Source organism: Rhodococcus sp. IC4_135, assembly GCF_011602025.1.
Taxonomy (GTDB): Bacteria; Actinomycetota; Actinomycetes; order Mycobacteriales; family Mycobacteriaceae; genus Rhodococcus_F; species Rhodococcus_F baikonurensis.
The window spans coordinates 1-15895 of sequence record NZ_JAAOLG010000022.1 but is presented as its reverse complement, the minus strand read 5'-3'; the positions used below and the strand labels follow the sequence as shown (position 1 = coordinate 15895).

Genomic DNA, 15895 nt, shown 5'->3' with positions numbered 1-15895 from the left:
GAAGTCTCACAATCGGAACGTAGCGAACCGGGACGTCCCGGTCACCGGTGCGGAATGTACGGCGGACAGGGCGAGGCCGAGAACGGCGCGGGTATCGCGAGGATCAATGATTCCGTCGTCCCACAGTCGTCCGGTGGCGTACACAGCACCGGACTGACTCTCGATCAAGTCTTCGATCTCGCGGCGCACCCGGGCGTCGTCGGCGTCGCTGAACTCGGTGCCGGCACGCTGGGCTGCTGTCTTCTTGATGATGGACATGACTCCGCCGAGCTGTGCGCCGCCCATGACTGCGATGCGGTGGTTGGGCCAGGTGAAGACGAATCGGGGATCGTAGGCGCGGCCGGACATCGCATAGTTTCCAGCACCGTACGAAGCGCCGATCATCAAAGTCACGTGGGGGACAGTGGAATTGGAGACAGCATTGATCAGTTTCGAGCCGTCCTTGATGATCCCACCGCGTTCGGCTGCCGAGCCGACCATGAAGCCGGTGATGTTCTGGATGAAGAGCAACGGGATGTCGCGTGCGTTCGCCAGCTGAATGAAGTGCGCCCCTTTGTTCGCTTCATCAGAGAACAAAATGCCGTTGTTGGCGATGACACCTACCGGGAATCCCGCAATCGAGCCCCATCCGGTGACCAACTGAGTACCGAACAGTGGTTTGAACTCGTCGAAACGCGAGCCGTCCAACACGCGAGCAAGGATCTCTCGCACCTCCACCGATCGCTTCGAGTCCGCTGCAGCGCACGCAAGCAACTCGCTCTGATCGTGAATTGGGGGGTCGGCGGGCAGCGTGGCCCCCGGGCCGGCTTTGGTCCATTGCAGATCCGCCACGATCTGACGGCCTAAACGCAGGGCGTCGCGCTCATCCTCGGCGAGGTAGTCTGCCAACCCGGACACACGGGCGTGCATCTCGGCCCCACCGAGCGACTCATCGTCGATCTCTTCGTTGATCGCCATCTTCACCAGAGGTGGCCCGCCGAGGTAGACCGTGGCAGCTTCCTTGACGAGAACCGTGTATTGGCTCATGCCGGGCACGTAGGCACCACCGGCGGTCGAGCTTCCGAACACCAACGAGATGGTGGGAATGCCCGATGCTGTGAGACGGGTGATTTCGCGAAAGCTGCGCCCGCCGTTCACGAATATGTCTGCTTGCTTGGGTAGATCTGCTCCGCCGGATTCAACGAGCGTAATCACCGGTAGTCGGTTCCGGGCCGCGATGTCGAGTGCTCGGAGTTGTTTCGCCACCGCGTCGGGGTTGAGTGAGCCACCTTTGACCGTCGGCTGGTTGGCGATGATCATGCACTCGACTCCGCTGACAGGTCCGATGCCGGTGATGAGTCGGCCGCCGGGCTGTTCGTTCGGGTCGTGTGCCCCTGCGTAGCTGGATAGCTCGAGGAACGGGGCGTCTTCGTCGAGCAGGAGATCGACGCGCTCGCGTGCGAGCAGTTTGCCGCGGCTGCGGTGGCGCTGCACGGCCTTCTCTCCACCTGACGCAAGGACGCGATCGGTGAGAGCGGTCAGAGGTTCCAGGGCGTCCAGCATCGCGGAACGGTCGAGCAGGAACTGCTCCGACCTGATGTCGAATCGTGTGGGTATGACCGTCATTGGTGCACCTCGATGAAGTCGGGGAATAAGGTCGGCAGCTCCCGGTCAACCGGATAATTTCGGCACCCGCGCGGGCAAACAGCGAAGAACTGACCGCGGTCGGCTCGGTGAGCTACGTCCAACTATTTCCACCCAACACCAAGTTGACTCATAAATCAAGTGTCGACGACAGTTTTTAGGCTTTTGACAGGCTCATATAAAGTGAACGATCCATGCCGAGTCCTTGATATTGATCAAATAGTCAACTTTGGTCACGGCAGGGCGTCATGGGACCGAAACTTCGGCAGTAGCGCGGCGTGATGGTCGTCGACCCGCAGAAGCTGCATGATCGATGACCAGCGAGGCAACTCGGAGGAAATGATTGCGGACGAATGGCGCGAAGTGCCCTGCGTCCGAGTCCTGATGAACGGGCGGCTCGTGTGCCGACCAGCGCGCACGGTCGCAACCTGGCGCAGTTTACGGCGAGCCAGTTCGGTACTTGGAACTTCGGTCGAGACGGCTACCTTGCTCGCCCCTATCCTATTGACTGATGTGATTCGTGCTGGCCAACTTGATTTTTTTGTCGAGTGAAAGCGACGGTCATGTGAGGGGTGCTGGCGGTGCTGTCTGGCGTGGTCGCAACTCGCCTTCGCTTCCTGTCGTGCGATGCCGAAGGCTGGATCGGGATCAGGCTCTTCGTTCGTCGTGGCCACTGGGCACTCTCGGTCCGGACAGTTGTCCGCGGCTTCGTGGTCCGAGGCGGGGCGGTCCAGCGAAGGGCAGTCTAATGCTCATCCCGATAGTCGCTTGTTGATAATCGCAGTTCATGAGCTCTTCTTCTGGGGTTGCGCCGATGCGCTTGCGCGGGCCGGGCGCTAGCTGCGTCGGGTCAACCTCAGCATCCGGTCTCCGCGCCTAAGAGTGTGACGCCGTCAAGTGGTGCGAGGTGAGGGAAGCTGCCGTTCGCAATCTCGGGCGCCGTCAGGCTCTGTCGGCGGTCGCATGCTCACTCCTTGTGTCGCTCCAGCCGCTTTCCGCATGCAATTTCTCGCCTCATTCTGGGTCCAATCCATCCCGCTATTGACTAGCCAGTCAAGTAGTGGTGGAGTGTGGTGCAGATCGCATCTCGGCGAAGCGAGGATGACCTGGTAGTGAACCTCGGTTACAGGAACGCGCTCATCGCCGTCTGCACACACAGGACGAGGCCAGCCGCTTTTCTGTGCGGCGTCATCGTGGTGGGACGCGTTTGAGCGAGCTCTGTAGACCTGGCCAGCAGTGGGAGAGCTCCCGAAATGGGAGCTCTTTCGCAAACCATTTCTTCTACTCCGTCGATAGGGCGGCGACGCGGACGACGCCTCTCGCGGTCGCAACGTACATGCCCCGGCGCCTAGGACAAGACGCGAACGTACGCGATCAAATAGATACAACGGCATGGTTATGTTCGATTCGGAACTAAGACAGGGAGTTAATTATGGGACGTTTGGATGGAAAAGTTGCGTTCATAACCGGAGCTGGGCGGGGCCAGGGTCGCGCGCACGCTATCAGACTGGCCGAGGAGGGGGCTGATATCGTGGCGCTCGATTGTCCGAGTCAGGGAAATATCCCGCATCCTCTAGCCACCGAGGACGATCTGAACGAGACGGTCACGTGCGTCGAAAAGCTTGGCAGGCGGATTCTTGGCTTCGTCGGGGACGTTCGAAGCCAGTCCAGTCTGGATTCCGCTGTTGCCGCCGGCATCGCCGAATTCGGTCATATCGACGTGGTTGTCGCCAATGCTGGTGCCTGGAGCGTGGGACCATTCTGGGAAATACCCGAAGAAGAGTGGAAAGACGTAGTCGATATTGACCTCCTCGGCGTTATGAGAACGTTGAAAGCGGTTACGCCGCACATGATTGAGCGCGGGTCGGGCTCGATGATTGTTATCGCGTCGGTCAACGGAAAGGAACCGGGTGTCAACTATGCGCATTACGTCAGTTCTAAGCATGGGGCGCTCGGACTGATGAAAGCAGTGGCTCTCGAACTCGGCCCGCTCGGTATCCGCTGCAACGCTGTTTTGCCCGGTGTCGTCAGGACACCCATCCTTGATTGGCAGGGGGGCTGGGATCTGATGGCTGGTGGGCCAGGCTTGGGCACGCAGGACCATATGGAGTCCGGAGGTAAGGCTTATGCGTTGCTGAAGGGCGTTGGAATGCTGCCCCCTGAGGCGACTAGTGAGGGCGTGCTGTGGTTGGCATCCGACGAATCACGATACGTCTCCGGCCAGGAATTGGTGATCGATGGTGGTCACATGCTGTTGCCGGGTCTCAACATGGCCAACATTGCAGAAGCGGCGGCAGAGGCAGCATCCAAGGGCTGACATGCCCGTAGGCTGATGGCTGGTCCGATGCAATGCGCATAGGCCAGCATCTTGCGGTGCGCCACCTGGTAGCTGGCGAGCTTGTCGGTGACGATCACCCGCGGCACATACTCCAGACTTTTGAGTAGCCGGCGGAAGAATCGTTTGGCGGCGTTACCGTTTCGGCGCGACTCGACCAGGACGTCGAGTACGGTGTCGTGCTGGTCGACCCGCGCCACAGGTAATACAGTTTGCCGTTGATGCGGATGAAGACCTCGCCGAGGTGCCACTTGTCACCGGGCCGGGCGTGCCGTACGCGCAGCTGATCGGCGTAGGCCTGCCCGAACTTGGTACACCACCGGCAGATTGTTTGTAACTCACCACGGCACCGCGTTCGAGCATCATCTCCTCGACCTCACGGAAGCTGAGCGGGAACCGGAAGTAACCACACGCAGTGGTTGATGATCTCGACCGACTAGCGATGGCCTTTGTACGAAAGGCAGTGCGGTGCTCACGCAACATTCTCCCAGTTGCCGGGTTCAACAACGTGACAGTGCCGACCGACTAGTCGAAGCCTGTAACGGCGCTGCCAGTCTTAGTCGCGGAACCGCCGAGGAAGCCGTGCCCTTCGATCTGTGTGGCATTGGCCTTACGGCCGAAGTCGACGGTCTTGGGCATATGAATGCCCTCCCCTCCGGCATTCCGAGGCCAGTTCCCGTGTGCCCTCGGACCAATCGATCGTCGCCGGGCCATCATCGCCCTGGCGTCGGTTCATCGTGGGCAGGGGCGATGCACCAAAGCCGGGACTTCTTTTTGTGTGTGAGGCAACGCAATCAACTTGATATTAACGATGGTACGAGTTGACTATTGGGTCGAGTTTGAGATCATCCATAGTAGGAATGACTAGCGATCAGCATAGTTAACACGCCTAGTTCCCCCCCGTATGTGAGCCAAAAATATTGACTGATCTGTCAAGTTATGATTCTCTAGGTGACGATCATCACGCCATGACGGCCGGTAGAACGATGCATCCCCGCTTCGGCGGCCGGCTGGTTGTCCTCTGCGCGTCAGCAGTCAATAAAGATCCCGCAAGGGTGACATGAAGGAGTCGTACCAAAAATGCCGAATCTCGATAGCAAGATCGTCCTGGTCACAGGCGGTGCGCGCGGTATGGGCGCGTGCCATGCTCGAAACTTTGTCGACGCCGGTGCACGCGTCGTCATCGCAGACGTTCTCGATGACGAAGGGCGCTCGACAGCGTCTGAACTTGGTGAAAACGCACTTTTCGTTCATCTCGACGTGTCCTCGGAGCAATCGTGGACGGACGCGATCGAGGCGGCACGCTCGCACTTCGGATCCGTGACCTCGTTGGTCAACAATGCAGGTATCGAACTCGCCGCCCCGTTGCATGAAACACCTGTTGAGCAGTGGGACAAGGTGATCGACGTCAACCTCAAAGGTGTCTTCTTGGGCATCAAGGCAGTTATTCCCGATATGCTCAGTGCAAAGTCGGGGTCCATCGTCAATATCGGTTCAGGCGCAGGCCTGATCGGCTACGAAAACATGTCGGCCTATACCAGCACCAAAGCCGGAATCAACGGTCTCACAAAGACGGCTGCGATCGAATACGGAAAGCATGGGATCCGCGTGAACGCGTTGCACCCCGGCATTGTTCAGACGCCCATGCTCAAGGACACGATGGACTCGAACGCCGATCTCAAGCAAATCTTAAACGATTCGGTCAAGTTCCAGGCAATTGGGCGCATGGGGGAGACCAATGAGATTTCGGAGGTCATTTCTTTTCTCCTAAGTGATCGCGCCAGCTTTGTGACCGGGGTCAGTCTGCCGGTGGACGGTGGCTTGATCCTCGGTAGGGCCACGCCACTGGCATAGCTACAGGGGCTTGTAACGTTTGGACGTCCTTACGTCGACCGAGGTCATAGGAACCCAGATGTGGTTTTTACCGCAACTGGGTTCCGGCGCTTTTTGGGAAGATGATGTGACCCGAGTTTTTCGGACTTCGTTTATGCCACCTTCGGGCGTTGGTGCACCCGAGAAGGGCTCATGATGCGCCGACGTTATCCGCCCGAGATTGTGTGAATTCAGACCGCTCGGTCGGCGAGGTCGTCGCAGTAACGCCGTGGTCGTGATGCGTGACCAGTCCGTTCAGGTCACTGCTGCGGGTCTGGCCTACTCGACGACGAACTAGCTGGTCATGGTAGGTCCGATGGACCAGCCGAGGATCCGGCGGGCGTAGGCATCGATCACGAATGCCGTGTAGTACCAGCCCGACCACGAGACGTAGGCGAAGCCCGCGGCGCAGAGCCGGTCTGGTGCCAGCGTGCGGATGTTGCGCTCGGCCGGATCGGCCGGCTTTGGTGCCCGAGGTCCCTGACCTGGTCCGCTTGACCTTCCTGCAGGCCGCGCCAGCTAGCTCGAGGTCACCCTTCAGTCGCTCCACGGTGGAGGGGCGATCGGCGGCTTGGTGGCGAGGTGGGGTGGCCAGTCGGCTGAGATTGCCGTTCGCGTTTCATCGCACACCGAAGGCGCATCACTAGTTGAACAAAGTACCAATGACACGTCGGCTACGTCGCCGACTGCTGCGCGGGGAAACGATCCATCGTCGATGACCCCTCCGTGGACGAATACGCGCAATGTTCGAGGATTTCGAATCACTTCGCGCACTTGGTCGTTCATGTGGTCCCCGACGCACTGCGGGGGTCCGCGCGGCGAAGCGTTCGGGCCCGACCCTGACGATACATCCCGTCGGACATGTCGGATCCGTTTCGAGCAAGACTCGACCCCGATGCCTGCCGTGCCTATCGTGCGACGGCCGGGTCTATCTCGCTGATGGTGTTTCGGCTGCTGGATCCGAGCCTGAGCAACGCTGAAGCGCGAAGCTGGAGAGCAGCTGGTTCGAGTGGTGCCGTGGTCCACACATATCGAGAGGCAGGCGCGAAGGCGACGAGTTGGTACGGTCGTCGGTATGACTGGAAGCAAATGCCCTGGACCCGATTTTCCAGGCGTGCAGATCGAGAGCGTCGCAATCGAGGACAGCTAATCGTGCCGAGTCTCGGTGACGTGATCGAAAAGAAGCGCGCGAATCGTCATCGTGTGCGGGTTGCTTCACAAAGCGAAGCGGAAATACACCGGCCATGATTCGCCTCGCCGGTGGGAGTTGAACTAATTGTTGTGCGGTGACGGCCGGGAGTCTTCGAGGTCTTCGTCCGAGTATGAGACGCGTACACGCTCGCAGCAGCGGGCTTCGACGTGATCTGTTCGACTTGTTTCTGAACGCCCTAGGCGCGAACGTCGGTGAGGTGAGACGAGGAAGCCTAGTACGGTGGCAACGCGCTGAGGCCATTCGGCTGAGGTCGTGCGATCGCCATCACGTGGTGTTATGCGATGGGGGTAGTTGGACAACCTGGCTGGGGTAGGCGAGTCCCGCGCCGAAGCCGAGCAGCAGTGCCGTATCACCCGGCGGGCCTTGCCGGACCGGGGGAGCTCTTCCATTGTCAGAAGGATCGACGCGTCGCTGGTGTTGCCGCCTTCGGTGATATCCCGGGCTACGGCGACGGTGTCGGGCAGTCCCAGCGTCCGGATCGGTGCGTCGGTGATGCGACTGTTGGCCTGGTGCGGCACGAATGCATCCAGATCCACGGCTGCGACACCGGCCTTTTTCAGCGCGTCGCGGCACGCCTTCTTCAAAAAGGTTACCGCCCAACGGAACACGGCTTGGCCTTCATTCAGATGTAGGCTCGTTCCGTGTGACCTTCACTGGCTTCTGTTGCCTCGACCTCGGCGAAATACTGTGTGAAGTCTTTGTCCTGCTTGATCCTCGACTCGGTTCGTGTCCAGGGTTGTCGCTCACACCTGAGTGCGATGGCTCAACAGCTGCCGACCACCCCGTCGTTCGATCAATGGCTCGACGAACTGCTCGCCTTCTGGCTCTCGATCCTCTCGAAACCAGCGACTACCGACTGGGCTCGGTCATGATGGCGGCAGCGTTGGACGAATTCGATCCCACGGCCCAGTCTGCGGCCGGCCACGCATTCACCGAGTGGACGGGGTTACTCGCCGTCGGCATCGCCGAGGCCGGACTCGATAATTCGACCGCGCGCTCTATCGGGGGACTGCTCTTGTCTGTCATCGAGGGGACGATCGTCCAGAGTCGCGCACTTCAAGTCCAGCGAAACCTTCGTCGCTGCTCACCTCCAGCTCAGTGGGTTGTTGAGATGTCAACTCGCGCAGGGCTAGTCGGGGGCGTGCATTCGCCGCGTCGTGTCGCTTGTTGTTGACGTGAAAGTTCTGGGGGCAGTCGTCGAGCGCCAGGTTCGAACCGGGTATCGGTGAGCCACACCATCGGAACTGGGGACGCGGTCGGTTTCGCCACGCTGCGCGTGTCCCGGGCGCGAAGCGCTGACAGGAGTCGGAGCCATCGAGGATCTGGCAACGACGCCGCTACAGGATTCTCCACATCGCGGCATTGGGTACGACGAGGCGGACCGTTTCGTCTGCCGGAAACGTCTGGGACGGCCTTTCGAACCGTTTCAAGCAACGGTAAGTCCCATCCGAGCGTTGCAGTAAAGCCGCAAGTGCAATCACTCAATGCCGTCTGGGTATCAGGCAAGAGTGCCCCGACCCCTCTCGCGCGCCCGATCAAGTCGTAGGTGGGCGCTGTCCATCGCAGCCAGAGCGGCACGCGTGAGTCACTTTGCTGGAATCAACTACGAGCGTATCTTTGTAGGATTTGCAACTATTGGAAGCGCACGTTTTCTGCTTAAGGTGAGTGTATGAACAAAACAAGTGCCATCCGAGACCAGCCAGTACTACCCCCTCCATCCAGGAGCGGAATATGGGATTGGCAACGTCGCGCGAGCTGTAGCGGCAGAGACACGCTGGCGTTCTTCGATGCTGCGGATTCAGAAGACGCTTCACCTGAGAGGACCGCCAACGCCAAAGCCATCTGCATACCATGCCCCGTCATCAAGCCATGTCTTTCCTACGCACTCTCTGCAAACGAACCATTCGGAGTATGAGGCGGATTGACCAAACATGAACGCCGTCAATGCAAATGGTTCATCCTCCCAGCCCGCAATTCTGACCGACAATCATAGGAAGCCCTGCCTTCGCATTCACTGCGGGACTCTCCAGCTTTAGCAGTGCCACTGTCTACATGCAGTAGATCGAGAACACCGCCACACAGAACTTCGAAGGATTCGAGTTCCCACGGTGCCCGCCACCGTCCAGGGACACAGATACAGGAACGGATTCACCTATGTTCGTTATCTCCAGCACCTATACCCGGGCCGTCTCACGCGATGAGCCCGTCCGCGCCGAGCACCTCGCGTTCGTCGAACGGTGCTATCAAGAAGGACATTTCATTGCGTCCGGCCCCCGGCAACAGCTCGCCGGCGGCGTCATCATCGCACGCGGTGACGACTTGGAACGAGTACAGGCCCTAATGAGCCAAGACCCCTTCCTGCGCGACGGAGTCGTTTCAGCCTACGACTTCATCCACTTCCGAGCATCCAGAGCAGCACATGCCGACCTGATAGACCAGTAGGCAGATGGACACCGTGGCAACCGGGGTCTATCTCGCTAACGGGGTTTCGGTGGTTTTCCATCAGTAAGTTTCCGTCCGGGCCAACGATCGGCGAACGTGATCGCAAACGCGTTCAGCGCAGGCTTCCACTTCGTTATCCATCGTGCCTGGCCCCTTGCCTGCCGGGTCCAGTGAACGAGTCACCAGATAGAGGCATATTCTGTGCGGCAGCTTCGGTGGGAAGACGCCCACGAGCCTTGCCAGCACGCCGTATCGGGCATTCAGGTCTCAATAGCATTGGTAGAGCACAGCACTCGCGACGGCCTCGGTCGGGGAGTGTAGATCGGTTTGAGGTCATGTTTGAGCGCATTCCAATGCTGACGGGACGACAACCGAAACGTGTGGGGTCGACCCGAGGCGCGGTATCGGGATTGCTCCCGGTCCGTTTCCTCGGGCCGCCCGCTGAACCCGGCGTGCGATTCTCACCGCACCGGGCTCTCCGCAAATGTTGTCGGTACTGTTTTCTGGGCCTGGATCAGCCACGGGTTGGGGGTACGTGCCCGCGGTATCGGTAGCGTTTGATCGTCACCGTCGCGGGTTGAAATAACGTGATCCCGCCCGCTTCCGGCCACCATCGGCCGGAGCCATAGTAGTGGCGAATGATCCAGTACGCCTTCCGGTTCGGATGTTTCTTGCGTAGCCAACGCCAGACCCGCCACCGCAGGTGGTGGTTGAGCAGGCCGAGCGCATGGGCCGGCGCGCCGTGCCGGAAATATAACGCCCAGCAGCGAGTGATCTGTCCCAGAAGTCGGAACATATCTTCCGCGGGGCAAGATGGTGGTCTGTCTGCCGGTCGCTGTCGTGACCTTACGCCGAATGGTGTTCCTCGATTTCTTCGACGGGTAGGTGTGTAGATCAGTTTCCGGTCGCTTCCTTTCTGTCGGTGCCGCTGGATGCGGAAGCCGAGAAAATCGAAGCCCCCGTCGATCCCACCACTTGCGTCTTTTCGGGCGCCAGACGGAGCCCGACCGTCGCAAGCACGGTCTTGATCTCGCCGTAGAGATCCTCGGCTTGCTGCCGGGTGCCGAACGCCATGACCACGAAATCGTCTGCATGGAGGGCGATTCGGTAGGTCGCTGCGCCGCGGAAACAGGAACAAAGGGTGCCGCACAACCCGCGGCCGTTGTCGCGGTCTGTTCGATTCAGTGTTTTGCATCATGGGATCGTGGCCTTCGCATCCATGGCTTCAAGTTTTGAGTGAACATGCATCATGCCCGCGGCCCGACAGTGACGGATCTCAGCGTGGGGTTGGCAGCTTTTCGTCTGTACGACAACGCGATTCCGAATCTCTTGAGCCGATTCAGCACGGCTTGGTGGATGTCGTCGTTGGGGAGATCGAACTTGCTTGGAGCGTTGCTAGCGAGCTTCGGATAGGGGGTCGGCATTACGGCGAGTATCGAGACGACATCTGTGTCGGTGACTGAATCATCAGCGGCCGCCAGAAGTTGGATCAATACTCTTGCGGGGATTTCTGACTCGGCCATGTGTCGTAATGGGATTGTGGTTAGCCGGACCGAATGTCTGATGGCGTGCTCGGCGGCGGCAGTATTTGACTCTCGTATTTGTCTGGGCGCGAAAGTGTTTATGGCGGAGATAATGTGACGTTTGATGGGTTCAGGGACGAGGGCGCTTCGGAACAGTTGAGGTAGGTCGTTTTCGTCGAGCAGCTCCGGGGAGATGAAAGTGGCGAAGTTGTTGGACTTGGCGATGGCTGTTTCGAGTGTGTTCCAGTCGAGTCCGTGGAAGTGGGTGAATAGTGCGATCTCGTCTTTGACGATGTCGTGTTCGAGGAGACCTGTCAGAAGTGGGCCGGGTTCGGGTGTGATGAGGGTGGGGTCGATATGGAAATCGAGTTCCAAACTTTCGGCCAGGGCAATTCGAGTACGAGGTTCGGGGATGGTACTGCTGGAGTTGAGGATGGTGATTGCGAGTGCTTGTCTGTTGTCTTCCGGGTGTCCGGCCGCTTCTGTGATAGCAGAGGTGTGTGTCAGCAGACCGCCTAGCGCGGTGTCGATTTCGGTGAAGTGCTCTATGTATTTCTCAGTGTTGGAGAACGTGGAGGGAAAGCGGTGCTGGCGGGCGAGGATCGGCCACATCGAGGGGGGTACATCGGGCAGGGCGGTGAGGCGGTCCTCCGGTGCCGCTCGGCTGATGATCTTCTCGACGAGGTCGATGTTCTCCTGATCGCCGATGTCGGCGAGGACGGAGCTGAATGAGTCTGGGTGGTCGATGCAGTACGTGGTTTCGGTGTCGACGGCGGAGGTATAGCCGGCGAGGTCGCCGAGGCAGAACCGGTAGACATGATCATTTCGGGCCCGGATCGCATCGAGGGCAAGACTTCCGGTCTCCTGGTCGATGGCGGCATGCAGGTTCGTTGCGGTGAGATCGTAGAGGTTTTCGGCTATCACTCGGCGCCGTAGTTCGGGTGCAAGCACGGTGATGTCGAGGATTGTGACCGCGTAGTGTCGGAGGACCGACATCACCTGTGCGGCATGATCGGATTGCTCCGGATCGGTGAGACAAGGCAGGCCTGCGGCGTGCTCTCTGACGTACTGTCCGATGGTGGGGGCGCCGTCGACGACATCGCCGTAATCGATACTGTCCGAGCCTCCGGTGAGGGCTGCTGAGACCAGCAGCGCGCGGTCTTCCGCGGAGACGGGGGCTGCCCCCACCAGGTATGAGAAGACACCTGACCAGACACCGGAGAGATATGGGACGAATGCACCTCTGTGGGTGCCCTCATTGAGGTAGGTATTCAGGAATTCGCTGTCCTCGTCGTCGAGACGAATGATGTTGGGGATAATCGAATACAGCCTCTCGTCGTCGGCTTGTTCGCTGAGGTGATCGACGAGACTGATGTTGTAGGCGCTGCGATCGGTGAGGAAACTGTCGTCCGTTTCGGCAAGTAGAGCATCGATGTCGGCCGGGTCGGAAAAGGAGAAGTGCATGTCGGCGGTGCCCGTCTGAACGCTACGAACGATGAACGTCATAACGTCAGCACTGACACGGACTCCGTAGTACTGGGAGACGTAAAGCGTGAAGTTACGGTCGATGTGGCCCGATCGGATCAATTCGACAGCGAGCTTCGAACGCACTGCCTTTTCGACGAGTGTGTTGAAGGACATTTCCTGTCCGTCGATGTTGACGGTGAAATCTTCGTCGGTCATCAATTTCGCGAGCTCCCCGTGCCGCACCAGCCGCAACTTGCGTTGAATCTCAGTGCGTTCGAGCCTGAGTCGGCGCTGCCTTTGATTGATCCAATCCTGAGCTTGAAGGCTGTCGTTCAGCGCAGTGCGCAAATCTTCGACACTGAACGTGAGCTGCACCTGGCCGTAGGTGTGGGGGTTCCGGACGAGCACGTCCAACCCGGTCTCGGAGGCATTCAACTTTCGCCAGAACTCGGGTGTACCGAGCTGATCGACGGTGAACGACTGGCCGTTCACCGAGTAGCTCTCCGGATTGTATTGAGGCCCTGTATGTCGCGTGATCCTGTCTATGTAGTCGACGAGTTTGGGTCCGAGTCGGCTCGCACGTTCAGTTTCCCCGCTGCCAGCGGTCTCGTCACTGATCTCACGCTCACGTCTAGTCAGTCGGCCAACGGTCTCATTGACCGTTTTTCTGCTCAGGAGGTAGACGGTGTCGAGGTCGCTGTCTCCGCGGCTGATGCGTTCGAAATCGGAAAGGTGAATGTTCTTGTAGACGATCATCGCGAGAAGGCGATTTGCTTCCAGTCCTGGGACGCCGTTATGTGAACTCAGGAGACGGTCTGCGAAGACGACGAACTCGTTGTGGATGTTCTTGATCAGACGCATGTCGGTGATGTGTTTCGCGACGAGATCGATCAGAGCGCCGTCGATAGCCCTTCCGGGTACTGCGGTGGTGAAGATACGGCTCATGAGATCGCGCGAGTTGCGGTGAGTGATGAACGGGACTACGGGGATCACGAGATCGAAGAACTTTGTGCGGTTGGCTCGCGCTGTCTCGAGTTTCGCGGCGTCGTCGGTCTCTGGAGTACTGGCATCTTCTGCCGCGAGATCGTTGCCGATCTGTTCGAAGATGCTGTCCTTTATGGCGTAGACGAATCGAATCGAGCGCTTTTTCAGCTGAGCTGATGCGTTCAACAGGGTGTTGAGTTCGCGTAGGGCCTCAAAAATGTGGGGGTCGCCGAACCGGTCAATATCTTCGAAAATCACGATGTCGAAGGGCAGTACTTCGAAGAAGTAGACGATTTCATCAAGATGTTTGTCGAAGGACGGCTCGACGCTCGAGAGTGATATCGAGGCGCCGCCGGCGGATACTTCCGAGAGGGACCAGCGGGGGTCGAGGACTCTTTGTATGTAGGTCAGCAAGCCTGTGATCAGGAAGAATAACCCGGCGTACAGGAGCCACCTGGGTATTCGGGTAGGCGCATCTGGCCAGATCGTAGGTAAGAGGCCTGTCAATGCCAGGATCATGCCTACCGCCAGCACCAGAGCGCCGGTCGCGAAGAATTTCGCCCTTACGCGGAACTTGCCTAGTCGCCGGAAGCTCGAGTTGGGGAGCTGGGAGGGAAGTGCTTGGTAGAGGAGCTGTTTGACGATTTCTTTCTGGAGCCGGTTGGTGATGGAGGGACTTTCGATATCAGGGTCATCCGTCCCCGATGCATCGGGCGTTGGATCACCCAATGTGGATATCGACAGGTTCAGAATCTTGGAAGGGTTATTTCTTGTGGCCTCGTCGAGGATGCTTGACTTGCCGATCCCGTAATTTCCGGTGAGGGCAATGTTGTGCAGCTTTTTATTTTTCAGCGCCACCTCTAGATGCCGCAGGTAAACCCCGTGCTGCTCTGTATCGAATCCAGGTGTGAGAGGAAGCAATGCCTGAATGGCCGCTGACTGAGCGGGGTCGGTCTGGGGGTTCGCTGCGTGCATGAATAGCGAGTGTAGAGACAGACCCTCGGGAGGACTTGCAATGCGAAAAAACGTGGAATACAGCCGTGAGTAGCGGAGATGTAGGGCGTCGATGAGTTTGGGCGGGGCAGCCGGGATGGTCGTGCTCTTTGGTGTTGTCGATAGCATGGAATGCCGTTGTAGCAGTCACGCTTTTCGGAGTTCAAGGACGACGTCTTCACCGTGAACGTCGCCGCGCCGGAAGGCTTCGTTCAGGCTGAGCGCCGCGCGATCCGTAGGGCCGTGCAGCGTGCCGCTGAATGGAATGCAGAGAACGCCGGTGCGAACCTGCCGCACCGTCCGGAGAGCAAGAGCGACTACCGGGTTGTGTCGATCGGTTTGACTGTCTGAGCGAAAGGTCCGGCCCGCAGCAACCGGGCCGGACCTTTCCAGTTTGTGTGGTCCAAGAAAGCCCCTCACCGTCAGGTGAGGGGCTTTCTGGTTTCTGTGGTGGTGAATGAGGTCTGGAAGGGGCTGGGGCCGATTCGCCGGATTGATCAGCAGGTAGCCGTATCGCGCCGCTGCTCGGCTTATGGTGCGTGGGTGACGACATACGGGAGAGCTGCGCAGTGGGCCCGGTGGGGGCTTCGTGTCGTTTTGGGTGTCGTGTGTGTTCTCACGCTGGTTACCTGCGCCTTCGTGCTGTTCTCTGATCGGTTTGTGCCGTCGTGGCTTCCGTGGGGGGAGACCGTTGTGATTGTGGGGTTAATGGCGGTGTTGGCGTATGGGGAGCGGCGGGTTTCACGTTCACGTTGAGTGGGTGGTGTCCTCGGGGTGTGCTTGTTTTGTGGTTTTGACCTGCGGTGATGACACGTCCCCGGTTCGCGTTGGGTGGTGGATGTCGGTGTGGGTGGGTTCGGTGTTGGTGTTTTAGGGTTGACCTGCGGTGATGACATGTCCCTGGGGTGGTTGTTGGGGTGTGTGGGGCGCCGGCGTTTTTGGGTGCCGGCGGGGTGTTCGGGTTGGGTGGTGTGGGGAGTGGTGCCGGTTCGGGTGGGGGTGTTGTGCGGCTGCTTTTTGGCGGTTTTTGAATGTTGTTGTGTGTCAGTAGGTTTCGGTATTCGGTTGGTGTTGGGTGGATTTCGGGGGTTATGCACGGTGATGTTTTCTTTAATGTCGAATGTTGTTGTGGTGGTGAGTGTTTCGGTGTTTCGTGTTTTCGGGTTGTTTTGCGATTTGGTGGGTGGGGTGTATGATTGGGAGCATGATGATGACGAGGCAATGGACGCGAGACGGGGGCGCTTTTCGTGACCCTTCCTCTCCTCCCCAGCCTCGTTCGGGTGTCGGGTACCGGTTCAGACGTTGCGATGAATTCGGTTGGTGAGAAACAAGATTCGGAATTTAGAGGAGCGAAGCGACTCGATCGACGGCAACGGCACTCGACTCACTGCGAGCCGCGCAGCGGGTCCCTGGCGGGGAGCGCAGCGACTCGCTCCCGTCTCC

General features: G+C 59.1%; 9 protein-coding genes and 3 pseudogenes. 6 read left to right on the top strand and 6 right to left on the bottom strand.

Going from position 1 to position 15895, the window contains the following annotated elements; genetic code table 11:
• Window positions 1-6: 6 nt before the first annotated feature.
• A complete protein-coding gene (locus tag G8767_RS27135; protein ID WP_166812833.1) occupies window positions 7-1605 on the bottom strand; it encodes a carboxyl transferase domain-containing protein in 1599 nt (532 codons plus the stop codon).
• A gap of 1450 nt (window positions 1606-3055) precedes the next feature.
• Between G8767_RS27135 and G8767_RS27130 the strand changes: the two genes are divergently transcribed.
• Window positions 3056-3940 (top strand): mycofactocin-coupled SDR family oxidoreductase, encoded by an 885-nt coding sequence (locus G8767_RS27130; protein ID WP_166812831.1) that lies wholly within the window; start codon window positions 3056-3058, stop codon window positions 3938-3940.
• A gap of 41 nt (window positions 3941-3981) precedes the next feature.
• Here G8767_RS27130 and G8767_RS27125 read toward each other — a convergent pair.
• A pseudogene (locus tag G8767_RS27125) lies at window positions 3982-4385 on the bottom strand (IS6 family transposase); the annotation flags it as partial.
• Window positions 4386-5038: 653 nt separating this feature from the next.
• On the opposite strand from G8767_RS27125, the gene G8767_RS27120 reads away from it, so the two are divergent.
• The gene (locus G8767_RS27120; RefSeq protein ID WP_166812829.1) at window positions 5039-5812 is read left to right on the top strand and encodes a glucose 1-dehydrogenase; all 774 of its coding nucleotides are present in this window, start codon (window positions 5039-5041) and stop codon (window positions 5810-5812) included.
• A 1495-nt stretch (window positions 5813-7307) separates the two neighbouring features.
• On the opposite strand, the pseudogene G8767_RS27115 reads toward G8767_RS27120, so the two are convergent.
• A pseudogene (locus tag G8767_RS27115) lies at window positions 7308-7761 on the bottom strand (3-oxoacyl-[acyl-carrier-protein] synthase III C-terminal domain-containing protein); the annotation flags it as partial.
• A 78-nt stretch (window positions 7762-7839) separates the two neighbouring features.
• Here G8767_RS27115 and G8767_RS27110 point away from each other — a divergent pair.
• The 3 genes from G8767_RS27110 to G8767_RS27100 all read left to right on the top strand — a co-directional run bounded on the left by G8767_RS27110 (window position 7840) and on the right by G8767_RS27100 (window position 9485).
• Window positions 7840-8217 (top strand): hypothetical protein, encoded by a 378-nt coding sequence (locus G8767_RS27110; protein ID WP_166812827.1) that lies wholly within the window; start codon window positions 7840-7842, stop codon window positions 8215-8217.
• A 495-nt stretch (window positions 8218-8712) separates the two neighbouring features.
• On the top strand, window positions 8713-8958 hold the full coding sequence (locus G8767_RS27105) for a WhiB family transcriptional regulator (RefSeq protein WP_166812825.1): 246 nt from the start codon (window positions 8713-8715) through the stop codon (window positions 8956-8958).
• A 239-nt stretch (window positions 8959-9197) separates the two neighbouring features.
• On the top strand, window positions 9198-9485 hold the full coding sequence (locus G8767_RS27100; protein WP_166812823.1) for a YciI family protein: 288 nt from the start codon (window positions 9198-9200) through the stop codon (window positions 9483-9485).
• 35 nt (window positions 9486-9520) lie between these two features.
• Here the strand turns inward: G8767_RS27100 and G8767_RS35970 are convergent.
• The 3 genes and pseudogenes from G8767_RS35970 to G8767_RS27080 form a co-directional block, all read right to left on the bottom strand.
• Window positions 9521-9868, bottom strand: a pseudogene (locus tag G8767_RS35970) (transposase); the annotation flags it as partial.
• Between the two features lie 511 nt (window positions 9869-10379).
• A complete protein-coding gene (locus G8767_RS27085) occupies window positions 10380-10559 on the bottom strand; it encodes a hypothetical protein (protein WP_166812819.1) in 180 nt (59 codons plus the stop codon).
• Between the two features lie 173 nt (window positions 10560-10732).
• The gene (locus G8767_RS27080) at window positions 10733-14434 is read right to left on the bottom strand and encodes a hypothetical protein (protein WP_166812817.1); all 3702 of its coding nucleotides are present in this window, start codon (window positions 14432-14434) and stop codon (window positions 10733-10735) included.
• Window positions 14435-14635: 201 nt separating this feature from the next.
• Here G8767_RS27080 and G8767_RS27075 point away from each other — a divergent pair, with 201 nt between their 5' ends.
• Window positions 14636-14803, top strand: coding sequence for a hypothetical protein (locus G8767_RS27075; protein WP_166812815.1), 168 nt, complete (start codon window positions 14636-14638; stop codon window positions 14801-14803).
• The last annotated feature ends 1092 nt before the right edge of the window (window positions 14804-15895 follow it).

Excerpts from the sequence above, each read along its gene's own strand:
- G8767_RS27130 (WP_166812831.1), top strand. The coding sequence starts at position 3,056 with ATGGGACGTTTGGATGGAAAAGTTGCGTTCATAACCGGAGCTGGGCGG.
- G8767_RS27120 (WP_166812829.1), top strand. The coding sequence starts at position 5,039 with ATGCCGAATCTCGATAGCAAGATCGTCCTGGTCACAGGCGGTGCGCGC.
- G8767_RS27135 (WP_166812833.1), bottom strand. The coding sequence starts at position 1,605 with ATGACGGTCATACCCACACGATTCGACATCAGGTCGGAGCAGTTCCTG.
- G8767_RS27100 (WP_166812823.1), top strand. The coding sequence starts at position 9,198 with ATGTTCGTTATCTCCAGCACCTATACCCGGGCCGTCTCACGCGATGAG.
- G8767_RS27085 (WP_166812819.1), bottom strand. The coding sequence starts at position 10,559 with ATGGCGTTCGGCACCCGGCAGCAAGCCGAGGATCTCTACGGCGAGATC.
- G8767_RS27110 (WP_166812827.1), top strand. The coding sequence starts at position 7,840 with ATGGCTCGACGAACTGCTCGCCTTCTGGCTCTCGATCCTCTCGAAACC.
- G8767_RS27080 (WP_166812817.1), bottom strand. The coding sequence starts at position 14,434 with ATGCACGCAGCGAACCCCCAGACCGACCCCGCTCAGTCAGCGGCCATT.
- G8767_RS27105 (WP_166812825.1), top strand. The coding sequence starts at position 8,713 with ATGAACAAAACAAGTGCCATCCGAGACCAGCCAGTACTACCCCCTCCA.